16 protein-coding genes and 3 tRNA genes are annotated in these 20,443 nt (G+C 61.2%); all 19 read left to right on the top strand.

All coding sequences use genetic code 11. The annotated features are described in order from the left end of the window. Nucleotides 1-3: 3 nt before the first annotated feature. On the top strand, nt 4-1,086 hold the full coding sequence (gene leuB, locus ACIQV9_RS23855) for a 3-isopropylmalate dehydrogenase (protein WP_403106719.1): 1,083 nt from the start codon (nt 4-6) through the stop codon (nt 1,084-1,086). A 69-nt stretch (nt 1,087-1,155) separates the two neighbouring features. Continuing rightward, a complete protein-coding gene (asd, locus tag ACIQV9_RS23860; RefSeq protein WP_054052925.1) occupies nt 1,156-2,268 on the top strand; it encodes an aspartate-semialdehyde dehydrogenase in 1,113 nt (370 codons plus the stop codon). A gap of 250 nt (nt 2,269-2,518) precedes the next feature. Continuing rightward, nucleotides 2,519-3,529, top strand: a complete 1,011-nt coding sequence (locus tag ACIQV9_RS23865; protein WP_403106722.1) for an aspartate-semialdehyde dehydrogenase — start codon at nt 2,519-2,521, stop codon at nt 3,527-3,529. 208 nt (nt 3,530-3,737) lie between these two features. Beyond that, entirely contained in the window at nt 3,738-6,368 is a 2,631-nt protein-coding gene (locus ACIQV9_RS23870) for a FimV/HubP family polar landmark protein (RefSeq protein WP_403106725.1), read from the top strand. A gap of 305 nt (nt 6,369-6,673) precedes the next feature. Further along, complete coding sequence (truA, locus tag ACIQV9_RS23875) at nt 6,674-7,498, top strand: tRNA pseudouridine(38-40) synthase TruA (protein WP_403106832.1); 825 nt, start codon at nt 6,674-6,676, stop codon at nt 7,496-7,498. A 63-nt stretch (nt 7,499-7,561) separates the two neighbouring features. Further along, a complete protein-coding gene (locus tag ACIQV9_RS23880; RefSeq protein WP_403106727.1) occupies nt 7,562-8,188 on the top strand; it encodes a phosphoribosylanthranilate isomerase in 627 nt (208 codons plus the stop codon). 239 nt (nt 8,189-8,427) lie between these two features. After that, on the top strand, nt 8,428-9,348 hold the full coding sequence (gene accD / locus ACIQV9_RS23885; protein ID WP_403106729.1) for an acetyl-CoA carboxylase, carboxyltransferase subunit beta: 921 nt from the start codon (nt 8,428-8,430) through the stop codon (nt 9,346-9,348). Then, nucleotides 9,345-10,652: a bifunctional tetrahydrofolate synthase/dihydrofolate synthase gene (gene folC, locus ACIQV9_RS23890; protein ID WP_403106731.1), complete on the top strand. Its 1,308-nt coding sequence runs from the start codon at nt 9,345-9,347 to the stop codon at nt 10,650-10,652. The genes accD and folC overlap by 4 nt, the downstream gene beginning before the upstream one ends. Then, nucleotides 10,636-11,319: an SPOR domain-containing protein gene (locus ACIQV9_RS23895; RefSeq protein WP_403106733.1), complete on the top strand. Its 684-nt coding sequence runs from the start codon at nt 10,636-10,638 to the stop codon at nt 11,317-11,319. Before folC ends, ACIQV9_RS23895 begins: the two co-directional genes overlap by 17 nt. Before the next feature lie 98 nt (nt 11,320-11,417). Further along, complete coding sequence (locus ACIQV9_RS23900) at nt 11,418-11,978, top strand: CvpA family protein (protein WP_403106736.1); 561 nt, start codon at nt 11,418-11,420, stop codon at nt 11,976-11,978. Nucleotides 11,979-12,019: 41 nt separating this feature from the next. Beyond that, nucleotides 12,020-13,525: an amidophosphoribosyltransferase gene (purF, locus tag ACIQV9_RS23905; RefSeq protein ID WP_007905939.1), complete on the top strand. Its 1,506-nt coding sequence runs from the start codon at nt 12,020-12,022 to the stop codon at nt 13,523-13,525. A 119-nt stretch (nt 13,526-13,644) separates the two neighbouring features. Continuing rightward, a complete protein-coding gene (locus tag ACIQV9_RS23910; RefSeq protein ID WP_403106740.1) occupies nt 13,645-14,856 on the top strand; it encodes an O-succinylhomoserine sulfhydrylase in 1,212 nt (403 codons plus the stop codon). Next, complete coding sequence (locus tag ACIQV9_RS23915; protein ID WP_403106743.1) at nt 14,853-15,629, top strand: SDR family oxidoreductase; 777 nt, start codon at nt 14,853-14,855, stop codon at nt 15,627-15,629. Before ACIQV9_RS23910 ends, ACIQV9_RS23915 begins: the two co-directional genes overlap by 4 nt. Before the next feature lie 184 nt (nt 15,630-15,813). Then, a tRNA-Val gene (locus tag ACIQV9_RS23920) sits at nt 15,814-15,889 on the top strand. 55 nt (nt 15,890-15,944) lie between these two features. Next, a tRNA-Asp gene (locus ACIQV9_RS23925) sits at nt 15,945-16,021 on the top strand. A 93-nt stretch (nt 16,022-16,114) separates the two neighbouring features. Beyond that, nucleotides 16,115-16,191: transfer RNA gene (locus tag ACIQV9_RS23930), tRNA-Asp, on the top strand. Between the two features lie 248 nt (nt 16,192-16,439). Beyond that, nucleotides 16,440-16,949: a sigma-70 family RNA polymerase sigma factor gene (locus ACIQV9_RS23935; protein ID WP_403106746.1), complete on the top strand. Its 510-nt coding sequence runs from the start codon at nt 16,440-16,442 to the stop codon at nt 16,947-16,949. Next, nucleotides 16,946-17,896, top strand: coding sequence for a FecR domain-containing protein (locus tag ACIQV9_RS23940; protein WP_403106749.1), 951 nt, complete (start codon nt 16,946-16,948; stop codon nt 17,894-17,896). Before ACIQV9_RS23935 ends, ACIQV9_RS23940 begins: the two co-directional genes overlap by 4 nt. A gap of 67 nt (nt 17,897-17,963) precedes the next feature. Next, the gene (locus ACIQV9_RS23945; protein ID WP_403106752.1) at nt 17,964-20,387 is read left to right on the top strand and encodes a TonB-dependent siderophore receptor; all 2,424 of its coding nucleotides are present in this window, start codon (nt 17,964-17,966) and stop codon (nt 20,385-20,387) included. Nucleotides 20,388-20,443 lie beyond the last annotated feature (56 nt).

Genomic DNA, 20,443 nt, shown 5'->3' on the forward strand with positions numbered 1-20,443 from the left:
AGCATGAGCAAGCAGATTCTGATTCTCCCAGGCGACGGTATTGGCCCGGAAATCATGGCCGAAGCGGTCAAGGTGCTGGAGCTGGCAAACGACAAGTACAGCCTGGGCTTCGAGCTGAGCCACGACGTGATTGGCGGCGCGGCCATCGACAAGCACGGCGTGCCATTGGCCGACGAAACCCTGGAGCGTGCCCGCGCCGCCGACGCGGTGCTGCTGGGCGCCGTGGGTGGCCCGAAATGGGACACCATCGAGCGTGACATCCGCCCTGAGCGCGGCCTGCTGAAAATCCGTGCGCAACTGGGCCTGTTCGGCAACCTGCGCCCGGCGATCCTCTATCCGCAACTGGCCGAGGCGTCGAGCCTGAAGCCGGAAATCGTTTCGGGCCTGGACATCCTGATCGTCCGTGAACTGACCGGCGGCATCTACTTCGGCGCGCCACGCGGCACCCGCACTCTGGAAAACGGCGAGCGCCAGGCTTACGACACCCTGCCGTACAGCGAAAGCGAAATCCGCCGCATCGCCCGTGTCGGTTTCGACATGGCCATGGTGCGCGGCAAGAAGCTGTGCTCGGTGGACAAGGCCAACGTACTGGCGTCCAGTCAGCTGTGGCGTGAAATCGTCGAGCAAGTGGCCAAGGATTACCCTGAAGTCGAACTGAGCCACATGTACGTCGACAACGCCGCCATGCAGCTGGTGCGCGCACCGAAGCAATTTGACGTGATCGTCACCGACAACCTGTTCGGCGACATTCTGTCTGACCAGGCCTCAATGCTCACCGGTTCCATCGGCATGCTGCCGTCGGCCTCCCTGGATACCCACAACAAGGGCATGTACGAACCGTGCCACGGTTCGGCGCCGGACATCGCTGGCAAGGGCATTGCCAACCCGTTGGCGACCATTTTGTCGGTGTCGATGATGCTGCGTTACAGCTTCAACCTGCAGGATGCGGCCGATGCGATCGAGAAGGCCGTCAGTCTGGTGTTGGACCAGGGCCTGCGCACGGGCGACATCTGGTCGGCCGGTTGCACTAAAGTCGGTACGCAGGAAATGGGCGACGCAGTAGTCGCCGCGCTGCGGAATCTGTAATCTCTCGGGCCCGCTGCCACTTTCACCCATGAAAGCAGCGGCCCACTTTTTAAAGAAGGTGTAGTTGCGATGAAACGTGTAGGTCTGATCGGTTGGCGCGGTATGGTCGGTTCCGTGCTCATGCAGCGGATGCTGGAAGAGCAGGATTTCGATCTTATTGAGCCGGTGTTTTTCACCACTTCCAATGTCGGTGGCCAAGGCCCGTCCGTGGGCAAGGACATTGCTCCGCTCAAGGACGCTTACAGCATTGAAGAGCTGAAAACCCTCGACGTGATTCTGACCTGCCAGGGTGGCGACTACACCAGCGAAGTGTTCCCGAAACTGCGCGAAGCCGGTTGGCAGGGTTACTGGATCGACGCCGCTTCCAGCCTGCGCATGCAGGATGACGCGGTGATCGTGCTCGACCCGGTGAACCGCAAGGTCATCGACCAGCAGCTCGACGCGGGCACCAAGAACTACATCGGCGGCAACTGCACCGTCAGCCTGATGCTGATGGGCCTGGGCGGTCTGTTTGAAGCCGGTCTGGTCGAGTGGATGAGCGCCATGACTTATCAGGCGGCCTCCGGTGCCGGCGCGCAGAACATGCGTGAACTGATCAAGCAAATGGGCGCGACCCACGCCGCTGTCGCCGATCAACTGGCCGACCCGGCCAGCGCCATCCTCGACATCGACCGCCGTGTGGCCGAAGCCATGCGCAGCGACGCGTACCCGACCGAAAACTTCGGCGTTCCGCTGGCCGGCAGCCTGATCCCGTGGATCGACAAGGAACTGCCGAACGGTCAGAGCCGCGAAGAGTGGAAGGCCCAGGCCGAGACCAACAAGATCCTCGGTCGCTTCAAGAGCCCGATCCCGGTCGATGGCATCTGCGTGCGCATCGGCGCCATGCGCTGCCACAGCCAGGCGCTGACCATCAAGCTGAACAAAGACGTGCCGATTGCCGACATCGAAGGGCTGATCAGCCAGCACAACCCTTGGGTCAAGCTGGTGCCGAACAATCGCGAAGCCAGCATTCAGGAACTGAGCCCGACGAAAGTCACCGGCACCCTGAACGTACCGGTTGGCCGTCTGCGCAAGCTGAACATGGGCACGCAGTACGTCGGCGCGTTCACCGTCGGCGACCAACTGTTGTGGGGCGCGGCCGAGCCGCTGCGTCGCATGCTGCGGATCCTGCTTGAGCGTTGATCGACTGAAGTAATCAAAGAGCCCGTGCCTTGAAAGAGGTGCGGGTTTTTTTATTCCCACCGATCATTCCCACGCTCCGCGTGGGAATGCATCCCGTGACGCTCCGCGTCACATTCAGAAGCGGAACGCGGAGCGTCCCTGGCGGCATTCCCACGCAGAGCGTGGGTACGATCGGAATCCCCAGCCGAATTGCCTGCATGCCCACCACCCGGTAAAGTGCCGCTCCCCCCGTTTCGCCTGAGGTAAAACCATGAGCCAGTCCTTTGATATTGCCGTGATCGGCGCCACCGGTACTGTCGGCGAAACGCTCGTGCAGATTCTCGAAGAGCGCGATTTCCCGGTCGGCAACCTGCACCTGCTGGCCAGCAGCGAATCCGCCGGGCATTCGGTGCCGTTTCGCGGCAAGAACGTGCGGGTGCGTGAAGTCGACGAATTCGATTTCAGCAAGGTTCAGTTGGTGTTCTTCGCCGCCGGTCCGGCAGTGACCCTGAGTTTCGCCTCGCGCGCCACCGCCGCCGGTTGCTCGCTGATCGACCTGTCCGGTGCCTTGCCGGCCGATCAGGCGCCGCAAGTGGTACCGGAAGCCAACGCCGACATTTTGGCCGGTTTGAAAAAACCGTTCCAGGTCAGCAGCCCAAGCCCGTCGGCCACCACGCTGGCCGTGGTATTGGCGCCGTTGCTTGGTTTGCTCGACCTGCAGCGCATCAACCTGACCGCCAGCCTGGCCGTCTCCGCCCAAGGTCGCGAAGCCGTTACCGAGCTGGCCCGGCAAACCGCCGAGCTGCTCAATGTGCGTCCGCTGGAGCCGACCTTCTTCGATCGGCAGATGGCTTTCAACCTGTTGGCTCAGGTCGGCAAGCCTGATGAGCAGGGCCATACGCTGCTGGAAAAACGCCTGGTGCGTGAGTTGCGACAGGTCATGGCGCTGCCTTTATTAAAGATTTCCGTCACTTGCATTCAAGCCCCGGTGTTTTTTGGCGATAGCTTTAGCGTGACCTTGCAATCGGCGAGCGCTGTGGACCTGGCGAAAGTCAACGCGGCGCTGGAAGACGCACCGGGTATCGAACTGGTGGAAGCCGGTGATTACCCGACAGCGGTGGGCGATGCGGTAGGGCAGGACGTGGTCTACGTTGGTCGGGTTCGCCAGGGTATCGACGACCCGTCGGAACTTAATTTGTGGCTGACGTCAGATAACGTACGCAAAGGCGCCGCGCTCAATGCTGTGCAGGTGGCTGAATTGTTGATAAAAGACCTGCTGTAAAAGATACTTGGCAACAATTTTTCGAATGAGTCCGGTCGAGCGCTATGCTTGGCCGGATTGCTGATGGCGAGCCACCCTTCGGGGCTTTCCGGGGCATTAATGAAATGATCGCGCGTGACGACCCTTCGTCGCCGCGCGCAATGCCTTACGGCAGCGGCTATCAACACCTTCTCGCTGGCCGAGGAATGTTCAAACAAAGGAAGAGGCTATGGTTCAAGTTCGCAAACTGGTGTTAGCAATAGCGGCCGCCTCGGCGCTGTCCTCCGGTATGGCGCATGCCCTCGGGCTCGGGGAATTGACCCTGAAGTCGACGCTGAACCAACCTCTGGTGGCGGAAATCGAGCTGCTCGACGTCAAGGACCTCACCGCCGCGGAAGTGGTGCCGAGCCTGGCTTCGCCGGAAGATTTCGCCAAGGCAGGCGTCGATCGCCAGGCGTTTCTCAACGACCTGACCTTCACGCCCGTGCTCAACGCCAGCGGCAAAAGCATCCTGCGTGTGACGTCCAGCAAACCCCTGTCCGAACCGATGGTGAAATTCCTGGTTCAGGTGATGTGGCCCAACGGTCGTCTGCTGCGCGATTACAGCGTGCTGCTCGATCCGTCCAAATTCTCCCCGCAGACCGCTGAAGCGGCTGCGCAGCCTGCACCGACCCAGGCGGTTACTGCGCCGGTGACCGGTGCCACCACGCCGTCCCAATACACCACCACGCCGCGCGATACCCTGTGGGAAATCGCCGCGAAGGCGCGTAATGGCGGGTCGGTCCAGCAAACCATGCTGGCCATCCAGGCACTGAACCCGGATGCCTTCATCGACGGCAACATCAACCGGCTGAAAACCGGTCAGGTGCTGCGCATGCCGGATCAGACGCAGAGCACCAGCCTGCCGCAAACCAAGGCAATCGCTGAAGTCGCTGCGCAGAACACCGCATGGCGCCAGGGGCGTCGTTATGTGGCGAAGCCTGGCACCGGGCAGCAACAACTCGATGCCACCAAGCGTGGCCGCGCTGACGCTGCTCCGACGCAGGCGGCGAAAGACAACCTGAGTTTGGTTTCTGCCGAAACCGGCAAAGGCCGGGGCAAAGGCCCTGCAGGCGATGCAAAAGCCTTGGGTAACAAACTGGCAGTGACCCAGGAAAGCCTCGACACGACCCGTCGTGACAACGCCGAACTGAAAAGTCGCATGACCGATCTGCAAAGTCAGATGGAAAAGCTGCAGCGCCTGATCGAGCTGAAGAACAATCAATTGGCCAAGTTGCAGGCCGAAGGCGCGGTCGGATCGCCGGCTCCAGCGGCGACCGCTCCGGCAATGTCTGCTGAACTGGCCGCCAACCCTGCGGCGGCACCGACTGAAGTGGTTCCTGCTCCGGTAGCGCCTGCGCCCGAGGCGGCGGCACCTGAGGCCGCTCCGGCACCAGTGCCTGCTGAACCGGCAGTCGAGCCGACGCCAGTTGCCTCTGAAGATCAGACATTCAACGAGCTGCTGACCAATCCGGTCCTTCTGGGGCTGGTGGGCGGCGGTGCAGTGGTTCTGCTACTTCTGCTGCTGTTGCTGGCACGTCGCCGCAAGGCCCAGCAAGAAGCCGAGAAACACTTGCGCATGGCGCGTGCCCTGGAAGAAGAGAAGGAATTCTCTGCCGAGCAGGAACTGCCGGAGAGCAGCTTCGAAGGCCTGGAAGTTCCGCCGCCGAGCGTGACGCTCGCTCCCGCGCCGATACCAACGCCACCACCTGCGCCAGCGCCAGTCCCAGCCCCGGACGTAATGACGACGCCGATCGCTGCGCCACTGGTATCGCCAGCGGCCGACCGCGATGACGACGTACTGACCAAGGCCCAGTCGCACATCGCCGCCGGTCGTTTGAACCAGGCTGCCGCGTTGCTCGAGGACGGCATCAAGCAAGAACCGCAACGCAGCGACCTGCGCCTGAAACTGATGGAAGTCTACGGTCAGCAGGGCGATCGCGATGCATTTGTGGCTCAGGAGCGCCAGCTGGTGGCCAACGGTGACAACTTCGCCCAGGTCGAAAAGCTGAAAACCCGCTTCCCGGCCATGGCTATCGCCGCTGCCGGTGGTCTCGCCGCTGCCGCCATCGCCGCCGAGCTGGACGCGCAGTACGTCAAGGACCTGTTGCTGGACGAGCCGCAAGCACCGGCCGATGACTTGGACAGTGCCTTCGACTTGAGCCTGGATGATCTGGAAGCCGCTTCTCCGGCGGTGGTTGAGCCAGAGCCGGAATCTGTCGCTGACCTTGAAGAGTTCCCGCTGGACGACGACCTGAGCTTCGAGTCGGTGTTGAAGGAACAGACCGAAATCAAGGAAAACCTCGACGACCTGTCGGACTTCGATCTGGACATGGATTTGGGGGGAGACCCGTCGCCGGCGATGCTCGAGGAAGACGATTTCCTGCTGGATCTCGACGAAGGCGTGAAGGATTTGCCTGTTGAGCCTGTGAAACCTGAAGTTCCGCAGGATGATCTGGAGTTGCCCGCCGATTTCGACTTGTCGCTGGCCGACGAAATGGACGCGACACCGACCGAACCTGATGTTCCGGACGCCTTTGCAGCGGAACTGGATGAGGTCAACGCCGAGCTGGATCGTCTGTCCCAGAGCATGGGCGAACCGACCTTTACCGCAGAAGACGCTATGGCTTCTGCGGCGGACGAGCCGGATTTCGACTTTCTGTCCGGCACCGATGAAGTCGCCACCAAGCTCGATCTGGCCCAGGCCTACATCGACATGGGCGACGCCGACGGCGCTCGGGACATCCTCAATGAGGTGGTAAGTGAAGGCGATGCCGGTCAGAAGAGCGAAGCCAAGGAAATGCTTTCTCGCCTGGCTTGAATGATCGGTAGGCAATAAACAAAACGGCAGCCCGGTGAGGCTGCCGTTTTTGTTTCAGCGGTGGCGCGACGGCGTCTGTCAGATCGCCATCGCGGGCAAGCCCGCTCCCACAGGTTGACCGCATTCCAATGTGGGAGCGGGCTTGGCCGCGATGAGGCCCTTGGCCTCGGTACAAATCCCGACTCTGACAAGCTCCAAAAACCACCCGCCTCTGGCATCCCGGTGCGGCGGCCTTATAATGCCCGCCTTTGCGCACATCAGCAGGCTGTTACTCCTTGGCAAATATAGATAACCCGGCCGCCGAAATGGCAGCCGACGGCTTTTTCCGGATCGCGTTGGGCGTTGAATACAAAGGCTCGCGCTATCGCGGCTGGCAGCGCCAGGCCTCCGGCGTACTGACCGTGCAGGAAACCCTCGAAAAGGCCTTGTCCAAAGTCGCCGATTCACCGGTGTCGCTGCTCTGCGCCGGGCGTACTGACGCGGGCGTGCATGCGTGCGGCCAAGTGGTGCATTTCGATACGCAGGTCGAGCGTTCGATGAAGGCCTGGGTCATGGGCGCCAATATCAACTTGCCCCACGACGTCAGCGTCAGCTGGGCCAAGGTCATGCCGGCTCACTTTCATGCGCGCTTCAAGGCCATCGCCCGGCGCTATCGCTACGTGATCTACAACGATCAGATCCGCCCGGCGCACCTCAACGAAGAAATCACCTGGAACCACCGTCCGCTCGACGTCGAGCGCATGGCCGAGGCCGCCCAGTATCTGGTCGGCACCCATGATTTCAGCGCTTTTCGCGCCGGTCAGTGCCAGGCCAAGTCGCCGATCAAGGAACTGCATCACCTGCGGGTCACGCGCCACGGCAAGATGATCGTGCTGGATATTCGCGCCAGTGCCTTCCTGCACCACATGGTGCGCAACATCGCCGGTGTATTGATGACCATCGGTGCCGGCGAGCGTCCGGTGGAGTGGATGAAAGAAGTGCTGGAGAGCCGGATCCGTCGTTCTGGCGGGGTGACGGCGCATCCCTACGGTCTGTACCTGGTGCAGGTCGAGTATCGCGACGAGTTCGAATTGCCTGAGCGTTACATCGGCCCACACTTCCTCACCGGCTTCTCTGAACTTGACGGCTGACGCCCTCGAACGCATTTGTTACCATCCGGGACTTTCTCGGATTTGCCCTGGGGTTTTATCGACATGTCAGCCGTTCGCAGCAAGATTTGTGGGATTACCCGCATAGAAGATGCGTTGGCGGCGGTCGAGGCCGGGGCGGATGCCATCGGATTCGTGTTTTACGCCAAGAGCCCGCGGGCAGTGACGTTCCAGCAGGCGCGAGACATTATCAAGGCGCTGCCGCCGTTCGTGACCACCGTGGGATTGTTCGTCAACAGCAGCCGCTGCGAGTTGGGCGAACTGCTCGACGCCGTGCCGCTGGACCTGTTGCAGTTCCATGGCGACGAAACCGCAGCCGACTGTGAGGGCTGGCACCGCCCGTACATCAAGGCGCTGCGGGTCAAGGCCGGCGATGACATCGCGGCGGCATGCAATGCGTTTCCAAGTGCCAGCGGTATTCTGCTCGATGCCTATGTCGAAGGCGTTCCCGGCGGAACCGGTGAAGCGTTCGACTGGTCTCTGATACCGCAAGGCTTGAGCAAACCGATCATCCTTGCCGGCGGCCTGACGCCGGATAACGTGGCTGAGGCAATCGCCCGGGTTCGGCCATACGCGGTGGATGTCAGCGGTGGGGTAGAGGCGAGCAAGGGCATCAAGGATCACGCAAAAATTCAGGCATTCATCAAGGCGGTTGTAGGAGCTGTCGAGTGAAACGAGGCTGCGATCTTTTGATCCTGGCGTTGATGTGACGGCTGGCAGACTGCCGCCGTCCATAACTGCACTTGCACAAAGCAGGCATGGCTGAGGATTTATGCGTTGTACGCAGGTCACGTTTTACGCTGACCGTGGCAACCCATCGATCATCGCCACACAAACATGAATTTAGCTCAAGGGCATACGCGGGGCTGCGAACCAGAGCGTTCGGGCCGCCGGTACTGGAGAAAGAAAGCATGAGCAACTGGTTAGTAGACAAACTGATCCCTTCGATCATGCGTTCCGAGGTCAAGAAGAGCTCGGTGCCTGAAGGTCTGTGGCACAAATGCCCGTCTTGCGAGGCTGTGCTGTATCGTCCGGAGCTGGAAAAGACCCTGGACGTTTGCCCCAAGTGCAACCACCACATGCGTATCGGCGCCCGTGCGCGCATCGACATCTTCCTCGACGCCGAAGGCCGTACCGAACTGGGCGCGGACCTGGAGCCGGTTGACCGTCTGAAGTTCCGTGACGGCAAGAAGTACAAGGATCGCCTGACCGCTGCCCAGAAGCAGACCGGCGAAAAAGATGCACTGATCTCCATGAGCGGCTCCCTGCTGGGCATGCCGGTGGTGGTCTCGGCCTTCGAGTTCTCCTTCATGGGTGGTTCGATGGGCGCCATCGTCGGTGAGCGTTTTGTCCGCGCCGCCAACTACGCGCTGGAAAACCGTTGCCCGATGATCTGCTTCGCCGCCTCCGGTGGTGCGCGGATGCAGGAAGCCCTGATCTCCCTGATGCAAATGGCCAAGACCTCTGCGGTACTGGCGCGTCTGCGTGAAGAAGGCATTCCGTTCATCTCCGTGCTGACCGACCCGGTCTACGGCGGTGTTTCCGCCAGCCTGGCCATGCTGGGCGACGTGATTGTCGGCGAGCCGAAAGCCCTGATCGGCTTCGCCGGTCCGCGCGTGATCGAGCAAACCGTGCGTGAAAAACTGCCGGAAGGCTTCCAGCGCAGCGAGTTCCTGCTGGAGCACGGTGCAATCGACATGATCATTCACCGTCAGGAACTGCGTCCGCGCCTGGGCAACCTGCTGGCACAAATGATGGGTCTGCCGACGCCAAAATTCGTTGCCGCACCGATCGAACCGATCGTGGTTCCACCGGTACCTGCCAACCTATGACCGAACGTACCCTTGGCGAGTGGCTCGCCTACCTTGAGCAGTTGCACCCTTCGGCCATCGACATGGGCCTTGAGCGCTCGCAACAGGTAGCGTCCCGCATGGGGCTGGGCAAGCCGGCGCCTCGGGTGATCACGGTCACCGGCACCAACGGCAAGGGTTCTACCTGTGCATTCGTGGCTTCATTGCTGCGGGCGCAGGGCCTGAACGTTGGTGTCTACAATTCTCCGCACCTGTTGCGTTACAACGAGCGGGTGCAGGTCAACGGCGTCGAAGCGACTGATGCCGCGCTGTGCGAAGCCTTTGCTGCGGTCGAGGCAGGCCGTGGCGACACGTCCCTGACGTACTTCGAAATGGGCACCCTGGCGGCGTTCTGGCTGTTTCAACAGGCAGGGCTTGATGCCGTGGTGCTGGAAGTCGGCTTGGGCGGGCGTCTGGACACGGTCAACGTGGTCGATGCCGACATGGCGCTGGTCACCAGCATCGGTGTTGATCACGTCGATTATCTGGGCGATACCCGTGAATCCGTGGCCTTTGAGAAAGCCGGCATCTTCCGTCAGGGCGCGCCTGCGCTCTGTGGCGACCTGAATCCTCCGCAACCTCTGCTGGATAAAGCGCGCGAGCTGGCTTGCCCGTTCTTCCTGCGTGGGCGCGATTTTGACCTCGGAGTGACCGATCACAATTGGCAATGGCGCGGTCTTGACGCTCAAGGGCGTGTGGTCGAGCTGCACGATTTGCCGTTGCTCGATCTGCCGATGGAAAACGCCGCACTGGCCTTGCAGGCTTACCTGTTGCTCGGTTTGCCGTGGGTGGATGCACAGATTATTGAAGCCCTGAAAGCGACGCGGGTGGTCGGTCGTCTTGATCGCCGTCAGTTCGACTGGCAGGGCAAACGTCTGAACCTGTTGCTGGATGTGGGTCATAACCCGCATGCGGCCGAGTATCTCGCGCGCCGTCTGGCCAGCCGTCCGCCGGTCGGCAAGCGTCTGGCAGTGTTTGGATTGTTGGCGGACAAGGATCTGGATGGTGTTGTCAGTGAATTGAATGCTAGTGTCCAGCAATGGGCTGTCGCGCCGCTGGATTCACCGCGTGCGCGCCCGGTGGCCGATTTGCAGGCAGCGTTGCAGAACCTTGGCGCCGCGGTAACGTCCTATGACAGCGTGGCCGCCGCCCTGGAAGGGCAGTGCGCGCTGGCGACGTGCGACGACGAGATTCTGTTGTTCGGATCATTTTATTGTGTCGCCGAGGCCCTTGAATGGCTGGCTCGGCGCTCCACGGAGGAAGCGGCAAATGGCATTGCTGGATAAGGCATACAAACAGCGCATGGTTGGCGCCCTGGTTCTGGTGGCGCTGGCGGTGATTTTCCTGCCGATGCTGTTTTCCCGCCAGGATGAGCAGCGTCAAGTGACGGTCGAAGCCCCGGCTGCGCCGCAAGCGCCTGCGGTGCCGCAAGTTCAGGTCGAACCGGTGGTCGTGCCTGAGCCGCAAGCGCTGCCTCAGGAACCTGTGCCGAGTGATGACGAAATCGCTCAGCAAGAAGCAGCACCGTCGACGCCGATTGCACCGATTGCACCGAGTGCGCCAGTGGCGCCGGCACCTGCACCTGTCGCTAAACCGGCCGCGCCAGCTCCGGTGCCTGCTTTGGCTGCCAAGCCTGCAACTGCGCCATCTCAACCAATCTCTGCTGCGTCGGGCAAACCTGACACGACTCAAAGCCGCGTCGATGCCAATGGCCTGTCGGTCAGCTGGTCAGTGCAACTGGCCAGCCTGTCGAGCCGTGCCAGTGCCGAAAGTCTGCAAAAAGACCTGCGTAGTCAGGGCTATAACGCCTACATCCGTACAGCCGATGGCAAGAATCGGGTGTTTGTCGGGCCGCTGATCGAACGTGCCGAAGCCGATCGTCTGCGCGACTTATTGGGCCGCCAGAAGAACCTCAAGGGTTTTGTGGTGCGTTTTCAGCCTGAGCGCAACTAAAACTATCACCCCGATTTGAAATGCACTGACAATCGCAGCTTACCGATAGCCATGGGCTCTGCTAAAATGCGCCGCCTTATCCGTCTGTAGGCTGCACTGTGCCATTTACCTGGGTTGACTGGGCGATCGTTGCAATCGTCGCCATCTCCGCATTGATCAGTCTGAGCCGCGGCTTCGTCAAAGAAGCATTATCGCTGGTGACCTGGATCATCGCAGGAGTCGTCGCCTGGATGTTCGGTGGTTCATTGTCCGAGTACCTCGCCGGATACATCGAAACGCCATCGGCTCGTGTGATCACGGGCTGTGCCATCATGTTTGTCGCCACGTTAATCGTAGGCGCAATGATCAATTACCTTATCGGCGAGTTGGTTCGCGTCACCGGGTTGTCCGGGACCGATCGATTCCTCGGCATGGCCTTCGGCGCTGCGCGTGGCGTGTTGCTGGTGGTCGTGGCGGTCGGGCTGTTGAGTCTGGGGCCGGTACAGCAGGACGGGTGGTGGCAACAGTCACAGCTCGTGCCAAAATTTCTATTGGTCGCAGACTGGTCCAAAAACCTGATCCTCGGGTGGAGCAGTCAGTGGCTTGCCAGCGGTATCAGCGTACCCGCTGAGATACCGTTCAAGGAGCACCTCTTGCCGATGGCCAAAACGCCTCAGTGAGTTGTGTTCAGTTCAGATCCATTAAGTAGGGGTTGCGTCGCATGTGTGGCATCGTCGGTATCGTCGGTAAGTCGAACGTCAATCAGGCGCTGTATGACGCGCTAACCGTCCTCCAGCACCGCGGCCAGGACGCTGCCGGTATCGTGACCAGCCATGATGGCCGGTTATTCCTGCGCAAGGACAATGGCCTGGTGCGTGACGTGTTCCATCAGCGTCACATGCAGCGCCTGGTCGGCCACATGGGCATTGGCCATGTGCGTTACCCGACCGCGGGCAGCTCGACTTCGGCCGAAGCCCAACCGTTTTACGTCAACTCGCCTTATGGCATCACCCTGGCGCACAACGGTAACCTGACCAACGTTGAACAGCTGGCCAAGGAGATTTACGAATCTGACCTGCGCCACGTCAACACCAACTCCGATTCGGAAGTGCTGCTCAACGTGTTCGCACACGAACTGGCCCAGCGCGGCAAGTTGCAGCCAACCGAAGAAGACGTGTTCGCGGCCGTCACTGACGTGCACAACCGTTGCGTCGGTGGTTACGCGGTCGTGGCGATGGTGACCGGTTACGGCATCGTCGGTTTCCGCGACCCGCACGGCATCCGCCCGATTGTCTTCGGTCAGCGTCACACCGACGAAGGCGTCGAGTACATGATCGCCTCCGAAAGCGTTTCCCTGGACGTGCTGGGTTTCACCCTGATTCGCGACCTGGCACCGGGCGAAGCGGTCTACATCACTGAAGACGGCAAGCTGCACACCCGTCAGTGCGCGACCAACCCGTCCCTGACCCCGTGCATCTTCGAACACGTCTACCTGGCGCGTCCGGACTCGATCATCGACGGCGTGTCGGTCTACAAGGCCCGTCTGCGCATGGGTGAGAAACTCGCCGAGAAGATCTTGCGCGAGCGTCCGGATCACGACATCGACGTGGTCATCCCGATCCCGGACACCAGCCGCACCGCGGCCCTGGAGCTGGCGAACCATTTGGGCGTCAAGTTCCGCGAAGGCTTCGTGAAGAACCGCTACATCGGCCGGACCTTCATCATGCCGGGCCAGGCTGCGCGGAAAAAATCCGTGCGCCAGAAGCTCAACGCCATCGAACTGGAATTCCGCGGCAAAAACGTGATGCTGGTGGACGACTCGATCGTTCGCGGCACCACCTGCAAGCAGATCATCCAGATGGCCCGTGAAGCAGGCGCGAAAAACGTCTACTTCTGCTCTGCGGCCCCGGCCGTTCGCTACCCGAACGTCTACGGCATCGACATGCCGAGCGCTCACGAGCTGATCGCCCACAATCGTTCGACCCAGGACGTTGCCGACCTGATCGGCGCCGACTGGTTGATCTATCAGGACCTGCCTGACTTGATCGAAGCGGTGGGTGGCGGCAAGATCAAGATCGAGAAGTTCGATTGTGCGGTGTTCGATGGCCAGTACGTCACCGGCGATGTCGACGAGGCATACCTGAACAAGATCGAACAGGCACGTAACGATGCCTCCAAGGTCAAGACGCAGGCAGTCAGCGCGATCATTGATCTGTACAACAACTAGTAGGAGCGAGGCTTGCCCGCGAAGCTTTTGGCGATTCCAAAGACGCCTTCGCGGGCAAGCCACGCTCCTACAGACCGGTTTTGTATCGACCAACAAAGAACAAGGCAAGGAGTGACAGCATGAGTCAGGATTGGGATGCCGGTCGGCTGGACAGCGACCTCGAAGGCGTAGCGTTCGATACCCTGGCCGTACGCGCCGGTCAGCACCGCACGCCGGAAGGCGAACACGGTGATCCGATGTTCTTCACCTCCAGCTACGTATTCCGTACCGCCGCCGACGCGGCCGCTCGCTTTGCCGGTGAAGTGCCGGGCAACGTTTACTCGCGCTACACCAACCCGACCGTACGTGCGTTCGAAGAGCGCATTGCCGCGCTGGAAAGCGCTGAACAAGCGGTGGCCACGGCCACCGGCATGGCGGCGATCATGGCAGTAGTCATGAGCCTGTGCAGCGCCGGCGATCATGTGCTGGTGTCACGCAGCGTGTTTGGCTCGACCATCAGCCTGTTCGAAAAATACTTCAAACGCTTTGGCATCGAAGTCGATTATGTGCCCCTGGCGGACCTGTCCGGTTGGGACGCGGCGATCAAGGCCAACACCAAATTGCTGTTCGTCGAGTCGCCGTCCAACCCATTGGCAAGGCTGGTGGACATCGCCGAGCTGGCGAAAATCGCTCACGCCAAAGGCGCGATGCTGGTGGTCGACAACTGCTTCTGCACCCCTGCGTTGCAACAGCCGCTGAAGATGGGCGCGGACATCGTCGTGCACTCGGCGACCAAGTTCATCGACGGTCAGGGTCGTTGCATGGGCGGTGTTGTCGCCGGTCGCAGCGAGCAGATGAAAGAAGTTGTCGGCTTCCTGCGTACCGCCGGGCCGACCTTGAGCCCGTTCAACGCCTGGATCTTCCTCAAGGGCCTGGAAACCCTGAGCCTGCGCATGAAGGCGCATTGCGCCAACGCCCAGCAACTGGCCGAGTGGCTGGAGCAGCAGGACGGCATCGAGAAGGTCCATTACGCCGGTCTCAAGAGCCATCCGCAGCACGAGTTGGCCCTGCGTCAGCAAAAAGGCTTTGGTGCGGTCGTGAGTTTCGAGGTCAAGGGCGGCAAAGAGGGCGCCTGGCGCTTTATCGATGCGACCCGTCTGATTTCCATCACCGCCAACCTGGGCGACAGCAAAACCACGATCACGCACCCGAGCACCACCTCCCACGGCCGTCTGGCGCCGCAAGAGCGTGAAGCGGCGGGCATTCGTGACAGCCTGATCCGCATCGCGGTCGGCCTGGAAGATGTCGCTGACCTGCAAGCCGATCTGGCGCGCGGGTTGGCTGCCTTGTGATCGAGTTGCCGACGCCAGGCACCGGCACCCATGGCCGCGTCGCCCTGGTCACCGGTGCTGCACGCGGCATTGGCCTGGGAATCGCGGCCTGGCTGATCAGCGAAGGCTGGCAGGTGGTGCTGAGCGACCTCGATCGGGAGCGCGGCTCCAAAGTGGCGAAGGTGCTGGGTGAAAACGCCTGGTTCATCGCCATGGACGTCTCGAACGAAGGGCAAGTGGCGCTGGGCGTCGCCGAAGTGCTGGGGCAATTCGGGCGCCTGGATGCGCTGGTGTGTAACGCAGCGGTGGCCGACCCGCACAACATCACCCTGGAAAGCCTCGACCTGGCTTACTGGAACCGGGTGCTGGCGGTCAATCTCAGTGGGCCGATGCTGTTGGCCAAACACTGTGCGCCGTATCTGCGCGCTCACAGCGGTGCGATCGTCAACCTGGCCTCGACCCGCGCCGGGCAGTCCGAGCCGGACACAGAGGCTTACGCGGCGAGCAAGGGCGGCCTGTTGGCTTTGACTCACGCGTTGGCCATCAGCCTTGGGCCGGAAATTCGCGTCAACGCGGTCAGTCCTGGCTGGATCGATGCGCGGGACCCGGCGGCACGACGTGCCGAACCCCTGACCGATGCCGACCATGCCCAGCATCCGGCGGGCAGGGTCGGGACCGTCGAAGACGTCGCGGCAATGGTGGCGTGGCTGCTGTCGAAGAATGCCGGTTTCGTCACGGGCCAGGAGTTTGTGGTTGATGGCGGCATGACCAAGAAGATGATTTACAGCGAGTGACGGGGCAGGGGGGCTGTCTTCGGCATTGAGGTTGAGTGTGCCGCTGCCTTCGCGAGCAGGCGGCCTGACGGTTTGCAACACCGGTGCCGAATGACACGATTCTGTCTTTTTCAGAAAAACTTCAATCCTGCTATTGACTTAGGTTCGCTACCTGCGTAAATTTCGCGGCCTCGGAGATGCAAACGGGTGATTAGCTCAGCTGGGAGAGCGTCTGCCTTACAAGCAGAATGTCGGCGGTTCGATCCCGTCATCACCCACCACTTCCGAGAGTCTTGCGAAAGCAAGATGGAAGCTTTTAAAAGCCTCCACCGACGCGCAGCGGTAGTTCAGTCGGTTAGAATACCGGCCTGTCACGCCGGGGGTCGCGGGTTCGAGTCCCGTCCGCTGCGCCATATTTTCCGAGTCAGAATTTATTCTGGTTCGAGATTGAAAGCCTCGAAGCTTTCAGTCAGACGAGTTACTTGGACGCAAGTCCAAAGCGATACGCAGCGGTAGTTCAGTCGGTTAGAATACCGGCCTGTCACGCCGGGGGTCGCGGGTTCGAGTCCCGTCCGCTGCGCCATATCTGCCTCAAGGCCCACTGAACGCCTTGGAGCTACGAAGAAAGCCGCTGGCTGTCTTCGAGTCGATAGCAAAGACCCTGGTCGAAAGACCGGGGTTTTTTGTGTCTGCGATTTGGCTTTTCCTCCCTTCATGCCCTCCCAATTGAACCTTTCTGCTCTCCGATGCATAAAGCGCTTCCTTCATACGCCCGACATTAATTAGAATCACTCTCATTTACGATAACTCCTTGGCACAGGGCTTCTTGAAATGAGCGATGCAGCGATGCCGGAGGAGCAAACCTTCCATGACTTGTACCGCGACCATCGCGGCTGGCTCGAAAGCTGGTTGAGACGACGCATGAGCAATGGTCATGATGCTGCGGACCTGAGCCAGGATACGTTTGTGCGCGTGCTCGCCAGCTCCCAGCATATTGCTGATCTGCAAGAACCCCGCGCCTACCTGGCGACCGTGGGCAAACGGCTGCTGACCAACTTCTACAAGCGCCGCAGCCTCGAGCAGGCTTACCTCAACGCCCTGGCGCTGCTGCCTGAAGACTGCGTGCCGTCCCCCGAGCAGCGCTGGATCCTGCTGGAAACCCTGCAAGCCCTCGACGAGTTGCTCGATGGATTGCCGGCCCCAGTACGACGGGCATTTCTCTGGAGCCAACTGGAAGGCCTGGGTTACCAGGAAATCGCCGAGCGCCTGCAAGTCTCGGAGCGCACGATCAAGCGCTACATGGCCCAAGCATACGAACATTGCCTGTTGGTGGCGCTGTGAGCAGATCCGCACCGTCGGCCGACGCCCGCCAAGTCATACGGGCTGCCGCGCAATGGCTGACGCTTATGGAATCTGGCACTGCCAATGAGCGGGACCGAGTCGAGTTGCAGAGCTGGCGCGACAGCCATTCCAGCCACGAACAGGCCTGGCAGAAAGCGCAACTCTTGCGTCAACGCTTTGCCGACCTCCCATCAGCCTTGGCGATGGCCAGTCTCGATCGGCCGCAGCCGAGCCGCCGCACGGTGCTCAAGCGCGCCGTCGGAGCGGTGGCGTTGGTCCCGACTGCCTGGCTGATCAGTCGGCAGTTGCCGTTGGATGTCTGGGGCGCCGACCTGCGGACGGCGACCGGTGAGGGCAAGAAAGTTCGGTTGGCCGATGGCAGCTCACTGCAATTGAACACCGCGAGCGCCGTCGATATCGATCTGAACAACCGTCTACTGAAGCTCGTGGAGGGCGAAATAGCCCTGAAAGTCCCCGGCACCTCGCCGCTGACGATCCAGACGCACTTCGGCCAGGTGGTCGTCAGTCAAAGCGAAGTGTGTGTTCGTCAGAGGCAGACGGGGTGCAGGGTGTCGGTGCTCAACGGTGCGGTGCAGTTGCAGCCTTTGCACGGACCGGTCTTTTCGTTGCGCGCAGGCCAGCAAGTCAATCTTCAGGTCGCGGGTTCCGGCGCCGTGGAGCCCTTCGACGTGCTCGCCCCAGGTTGGCGTGACGGTGTGCTGATGGCGCAGAACCAGCCGCTAGGGGATTTCCTGCGTGAACTCAGCACCTATCGTCCAGGCGTGCTGCGTTGGGAGCCGGAGCTGGAATCCCTGCGTGTCACCGGCAGTTTTCGCCTTGAAGACACCGATCGTATCCTGGCACTGCTGGCGGCCAGCTTGCCGCTGGAGGTGCATTCGCGTACGCGTTATTGGGTCACGCTGCTGCCGCGTAAAAATAGTGTTTGAAGTGTGTCCCCTTTTTTCGCGTCGCTTGTCATCCAAGGCAAGTGAACGAAATAAGAGAGCTTCTTCAATGCCCGCAGTGTTCCCATCCAGTCCGCGTCTGGCTTCATCCCGCCTGCGCCCGTTAATGCACTTGAGCCTGTTGCTGAGCCTCAGTGCCTGTCCGTTGTTTATCACCGCCGGTTGGGCCGAAGACGCGCCTCGACGCAGTTATCAGGTGCCGGCAGGCAGCCTCAGCGCAGCACTCACCCGTTTCGCCGGTCTGGCGGGCGTCAACCTTTCGGTTGACCCGGCGCTGGTGAGCGGTCGTAACAGCCCCGGTCTGTCCGGCGAATTCGCCGTGGAGGAGGGCTTTGCCCGGCTGTTGCAGGGTTCCGGCCTGCAACTGCAACCGGTGGGCGAGCAGGCCTACATCCTGACCCCGGCACCAGAAGGCAGCGGCCTGCAACTGGGCGCCACCTCGATTTTCGGTTCCATCGACCCAGTGGACGGCGATCCGTATGCCGGCGGCCAGGTCGCGCGCCGTGGTTCGCAAGGCTTGCTCGGCTCCAAGGACTTTATGGAAACGCCGTTCAGCATGACCACCTACACCAGCGATGTGGTCAAAAACCAGCAGGCGCGCACCTTGGGCGACCTGATCGCCAACGATCCGTCGGTTCGCGCCACCAACCCGGCGGGTGGGCGCTACGAGCAATTCACCATTCGCGGGCTCAGCCTGTTCAACAGTGATGTCGCCTACAACGGTCTCTACGGCGTCCTGCCGACCTACACAATCGACATGGAAATGGCCGATCGCGTCGACGTGCTCAAGGGTCCGAGCCAGCTGATCAACGGCATCTCGCCGCGGGGCAGCGTGGGTGGCGGGATCAATGTGGTGCCCAAGCGCGCCACCGACAAACCGATCACTTCGTTCACCGGCAGCTACGCGTCCGACAGCCAGGTCGGCGGTGCCGTGGATGTCGGCCGGCGTTTTGGTGAAGACAACAAATTCGGTATTCGTTTCAACGGCGTGAAGCAGTCCGGCGACACTGAGTGGGATCAGCAGAATGTCGACCGCGAGATGGCCGTGCTGGGCCTGGATTTTCGCGGTGAACGCCTGCGTCTCTCGACGGACATCGGCCGCACCGAGCGTGACACCGACGCCCCGCAGGAACGTGTGCAGGTCAACGCCAACGCGCAGGTTCCGCGTGCCAGCGATGTGCGCCACAACTATGCGCAGCCGTGGAGCAAGGCGAGCACCAACGACACGTTCGGCACGGTGAACGGCGAATTTGATGTCAGCGATTCCGTCATGCTGTACGGCGGTGTGGGGGCGCGCAAAAGCAATCATGACTTCCTCCGGCATGCCGTTGCGGTCACTAACAACGCGGGCGATTTCAGCGTTCAACCGCGTGATTTCACCCGCGATGAAAATGTCCGGACGGCCACGGCGGGGGTGCGCAACTGGTTTCATACCGGTCCGGTGAGCCATGAGGTCAACCTGGCGGCCAGCTATTTCTACATGGACTTCGAGAATGGCGGTGCACGTTACGCGGCCGCCCCCAGCAACCTCTACAACCCTGTGGAAACTCCCACGCCGGTAAGACCGACGCGACAAGACCCGAAGGTCTATACCGAGAACCGCTTCAGCGGCGTGGCGTTGTCCGACACCCTGGGGTTCTTCGATGACCGACTGTTGCTGACCCTCGGCGCTCGCTGGCAGCGGGTGAAGGTTGACGACTGGTCGGATAATGTCAAAGGCGACACCGCCTACGACGAGGAAAAGGTTTCGCCGTCAGGTGGCATCCTGTTCAAGGCCACCGATAAGCTGTCGCTGTACGCCAACTACATGGAAGGCTTGAGCCAGGGCAAGATCGCGCCGTCGACCTCGATCAACGAAGACGAGATTTTCCCGCCGTTCATCAGCCGCCAGGTCGAGGTCGGCGCCAAGTATGACGCCGGCGCGTTCGCCGTGACCGCCGCGGTGTTCCGGATCAAGCAGCCGGCTTACGAAACCAACGCCACAACGCGGGTCTTCGGCCCGAACGGCAAGCGTGAGAACACAGGTGTGGAACTGAGTGTGTTCGGTGAACCGCTCGAGGGTTTCCGCCTGCTCGGCGGCGTCATGTACATCGACAGCGAGTTGACCAACACCGCCAATGGCACCTTCGACGGCAACCGGGCGCCGGCCACGCCGAAATACAACGTCAACCTGGGCGCGGAGTGGGACGTGCCGACCGTGCAGGGCCTGACCCTCACCAGCCGCGGCATCTATTCCAGCTCGCAATACCTGGATCAGTCCAACAACAAGGAAATCGATTCCTGGGAGCGTTTCGACGTGGGCGCTCGCTACGCGTTCAAGGTCGAGGAAAAGAACATCACATTGCGCGCCAATATCGAGAACGTGGCTGACAAGCGCTACTGGAGTTCGGCCGGTGCGTCGGATGACAGCGAGCCCGGGTTGACGCTTTCGACACCTCGGACCTACCTGCTTTCTGCGACCGTGGATTTATGACGGATAGCTTTGACTGACATGACGCCATCGCGGGCAAGCCCGCTCCCACAATGATC

It is taken from the genome of Pseudomonas sp. NPDC099000, from assembly GCF_044759925.1.
Classification (GTDB): domain Bacteria; phylum Pseudomonadota; class Gammaproteobacteria; order Pseudomonadales; family Pseudomonadaceae; genus Aquipseudomonas.

Bases quoted from the DNA above. Each gene is read 5' to 3' on its own strand.
- leuB (WP_403106719.1), top strand. From the start codon at position 4: ATGAGCAAGCAGATTCTGATTCTCCCAGGCGACGGTATTGGCCCGGAA.
- asd (WP_054052925.1), top strand. From the start codon at position 1,156: ATGAAACGTGTAGGTCTGATCGGTTGGCGCGGTATGGTCGGTTCCGTG.
- ACIQV9_RS23865 (WP_403106722.1), top strand. From the start codon at position 2,519: ATGAGCCAGTCCTTTGATATTGCCGTGATCGGCGCCACCGGTACTGTC.
- ACIQV9_RS23870 (WP_403106725.1), top strand. From the start codon at position 3,738: ATGGTTCAAGTTCGCAAACTGGTGTTAGCAATAGCGGCCGCCTCGGCG.
- truA (WP_403106832.1), top strand. From the start codon at position 6,674: ATGGCAGCCGACGGCTTTTTCCGGATCGCGTTGGGCGTTGAATACAAA.
- ACIQV9_RS23880 (WP_403106727.1), top strand. From the start codon at position 7,562: ATGTCAGCCGTTCGCAGCAAGATTTGTGGGATTACCCGCATAGAAGAT.
- accD (WP_403106729.1), top strand. From the start codon at position 8,428: ATGAGCAACTGGTTAGTAGACAAACTGATCCCTTCGATCATGCGTTCC.
- folC (WP_403106731.1), top strand. From the start codon at position 9,345: ATGACCGAACGTACCCTTGGCGAGTGGCTCGCCTACCTTGAGCAGTTG.
- ACIQV9_RS23895 (WP_403106733.1), top strand. From the start codon at position 10,636: ATGGCATTGCTGGATAAGGCATACAAACAGCGCATGGTTGGCGCCCTG.
- purF (WP_007905939.1), top strand. From the start codon at position 12,020: ATGTGTGGCATCGTCGGTATCGTCGGTAAGTCGAACGTCAATCAGGCG.
- ACIQV9_RS23910 (WP_403106740.1), top strand. From the start codon at position 13,645: ATGAGTCAGGATTGGGATGCCGGTCGGCTGGACAGCGACCTCGAAGGC.
- ACIQV9_RS23935 (WP_403106746.1), top strand. From the start codon at position 16,440: ATGAGCGATGCAGCGATGCCGGAGGAGCAAACCTTCCATGACTTGTAC.
- ACIQV9_RS23945 (WP_403106752.1), top strand. From the start codon at position 17,964: ATGCCCGCAGTGTTCCCATCCAGTCCGCGTCTGGCTTCATCCCGCCTG.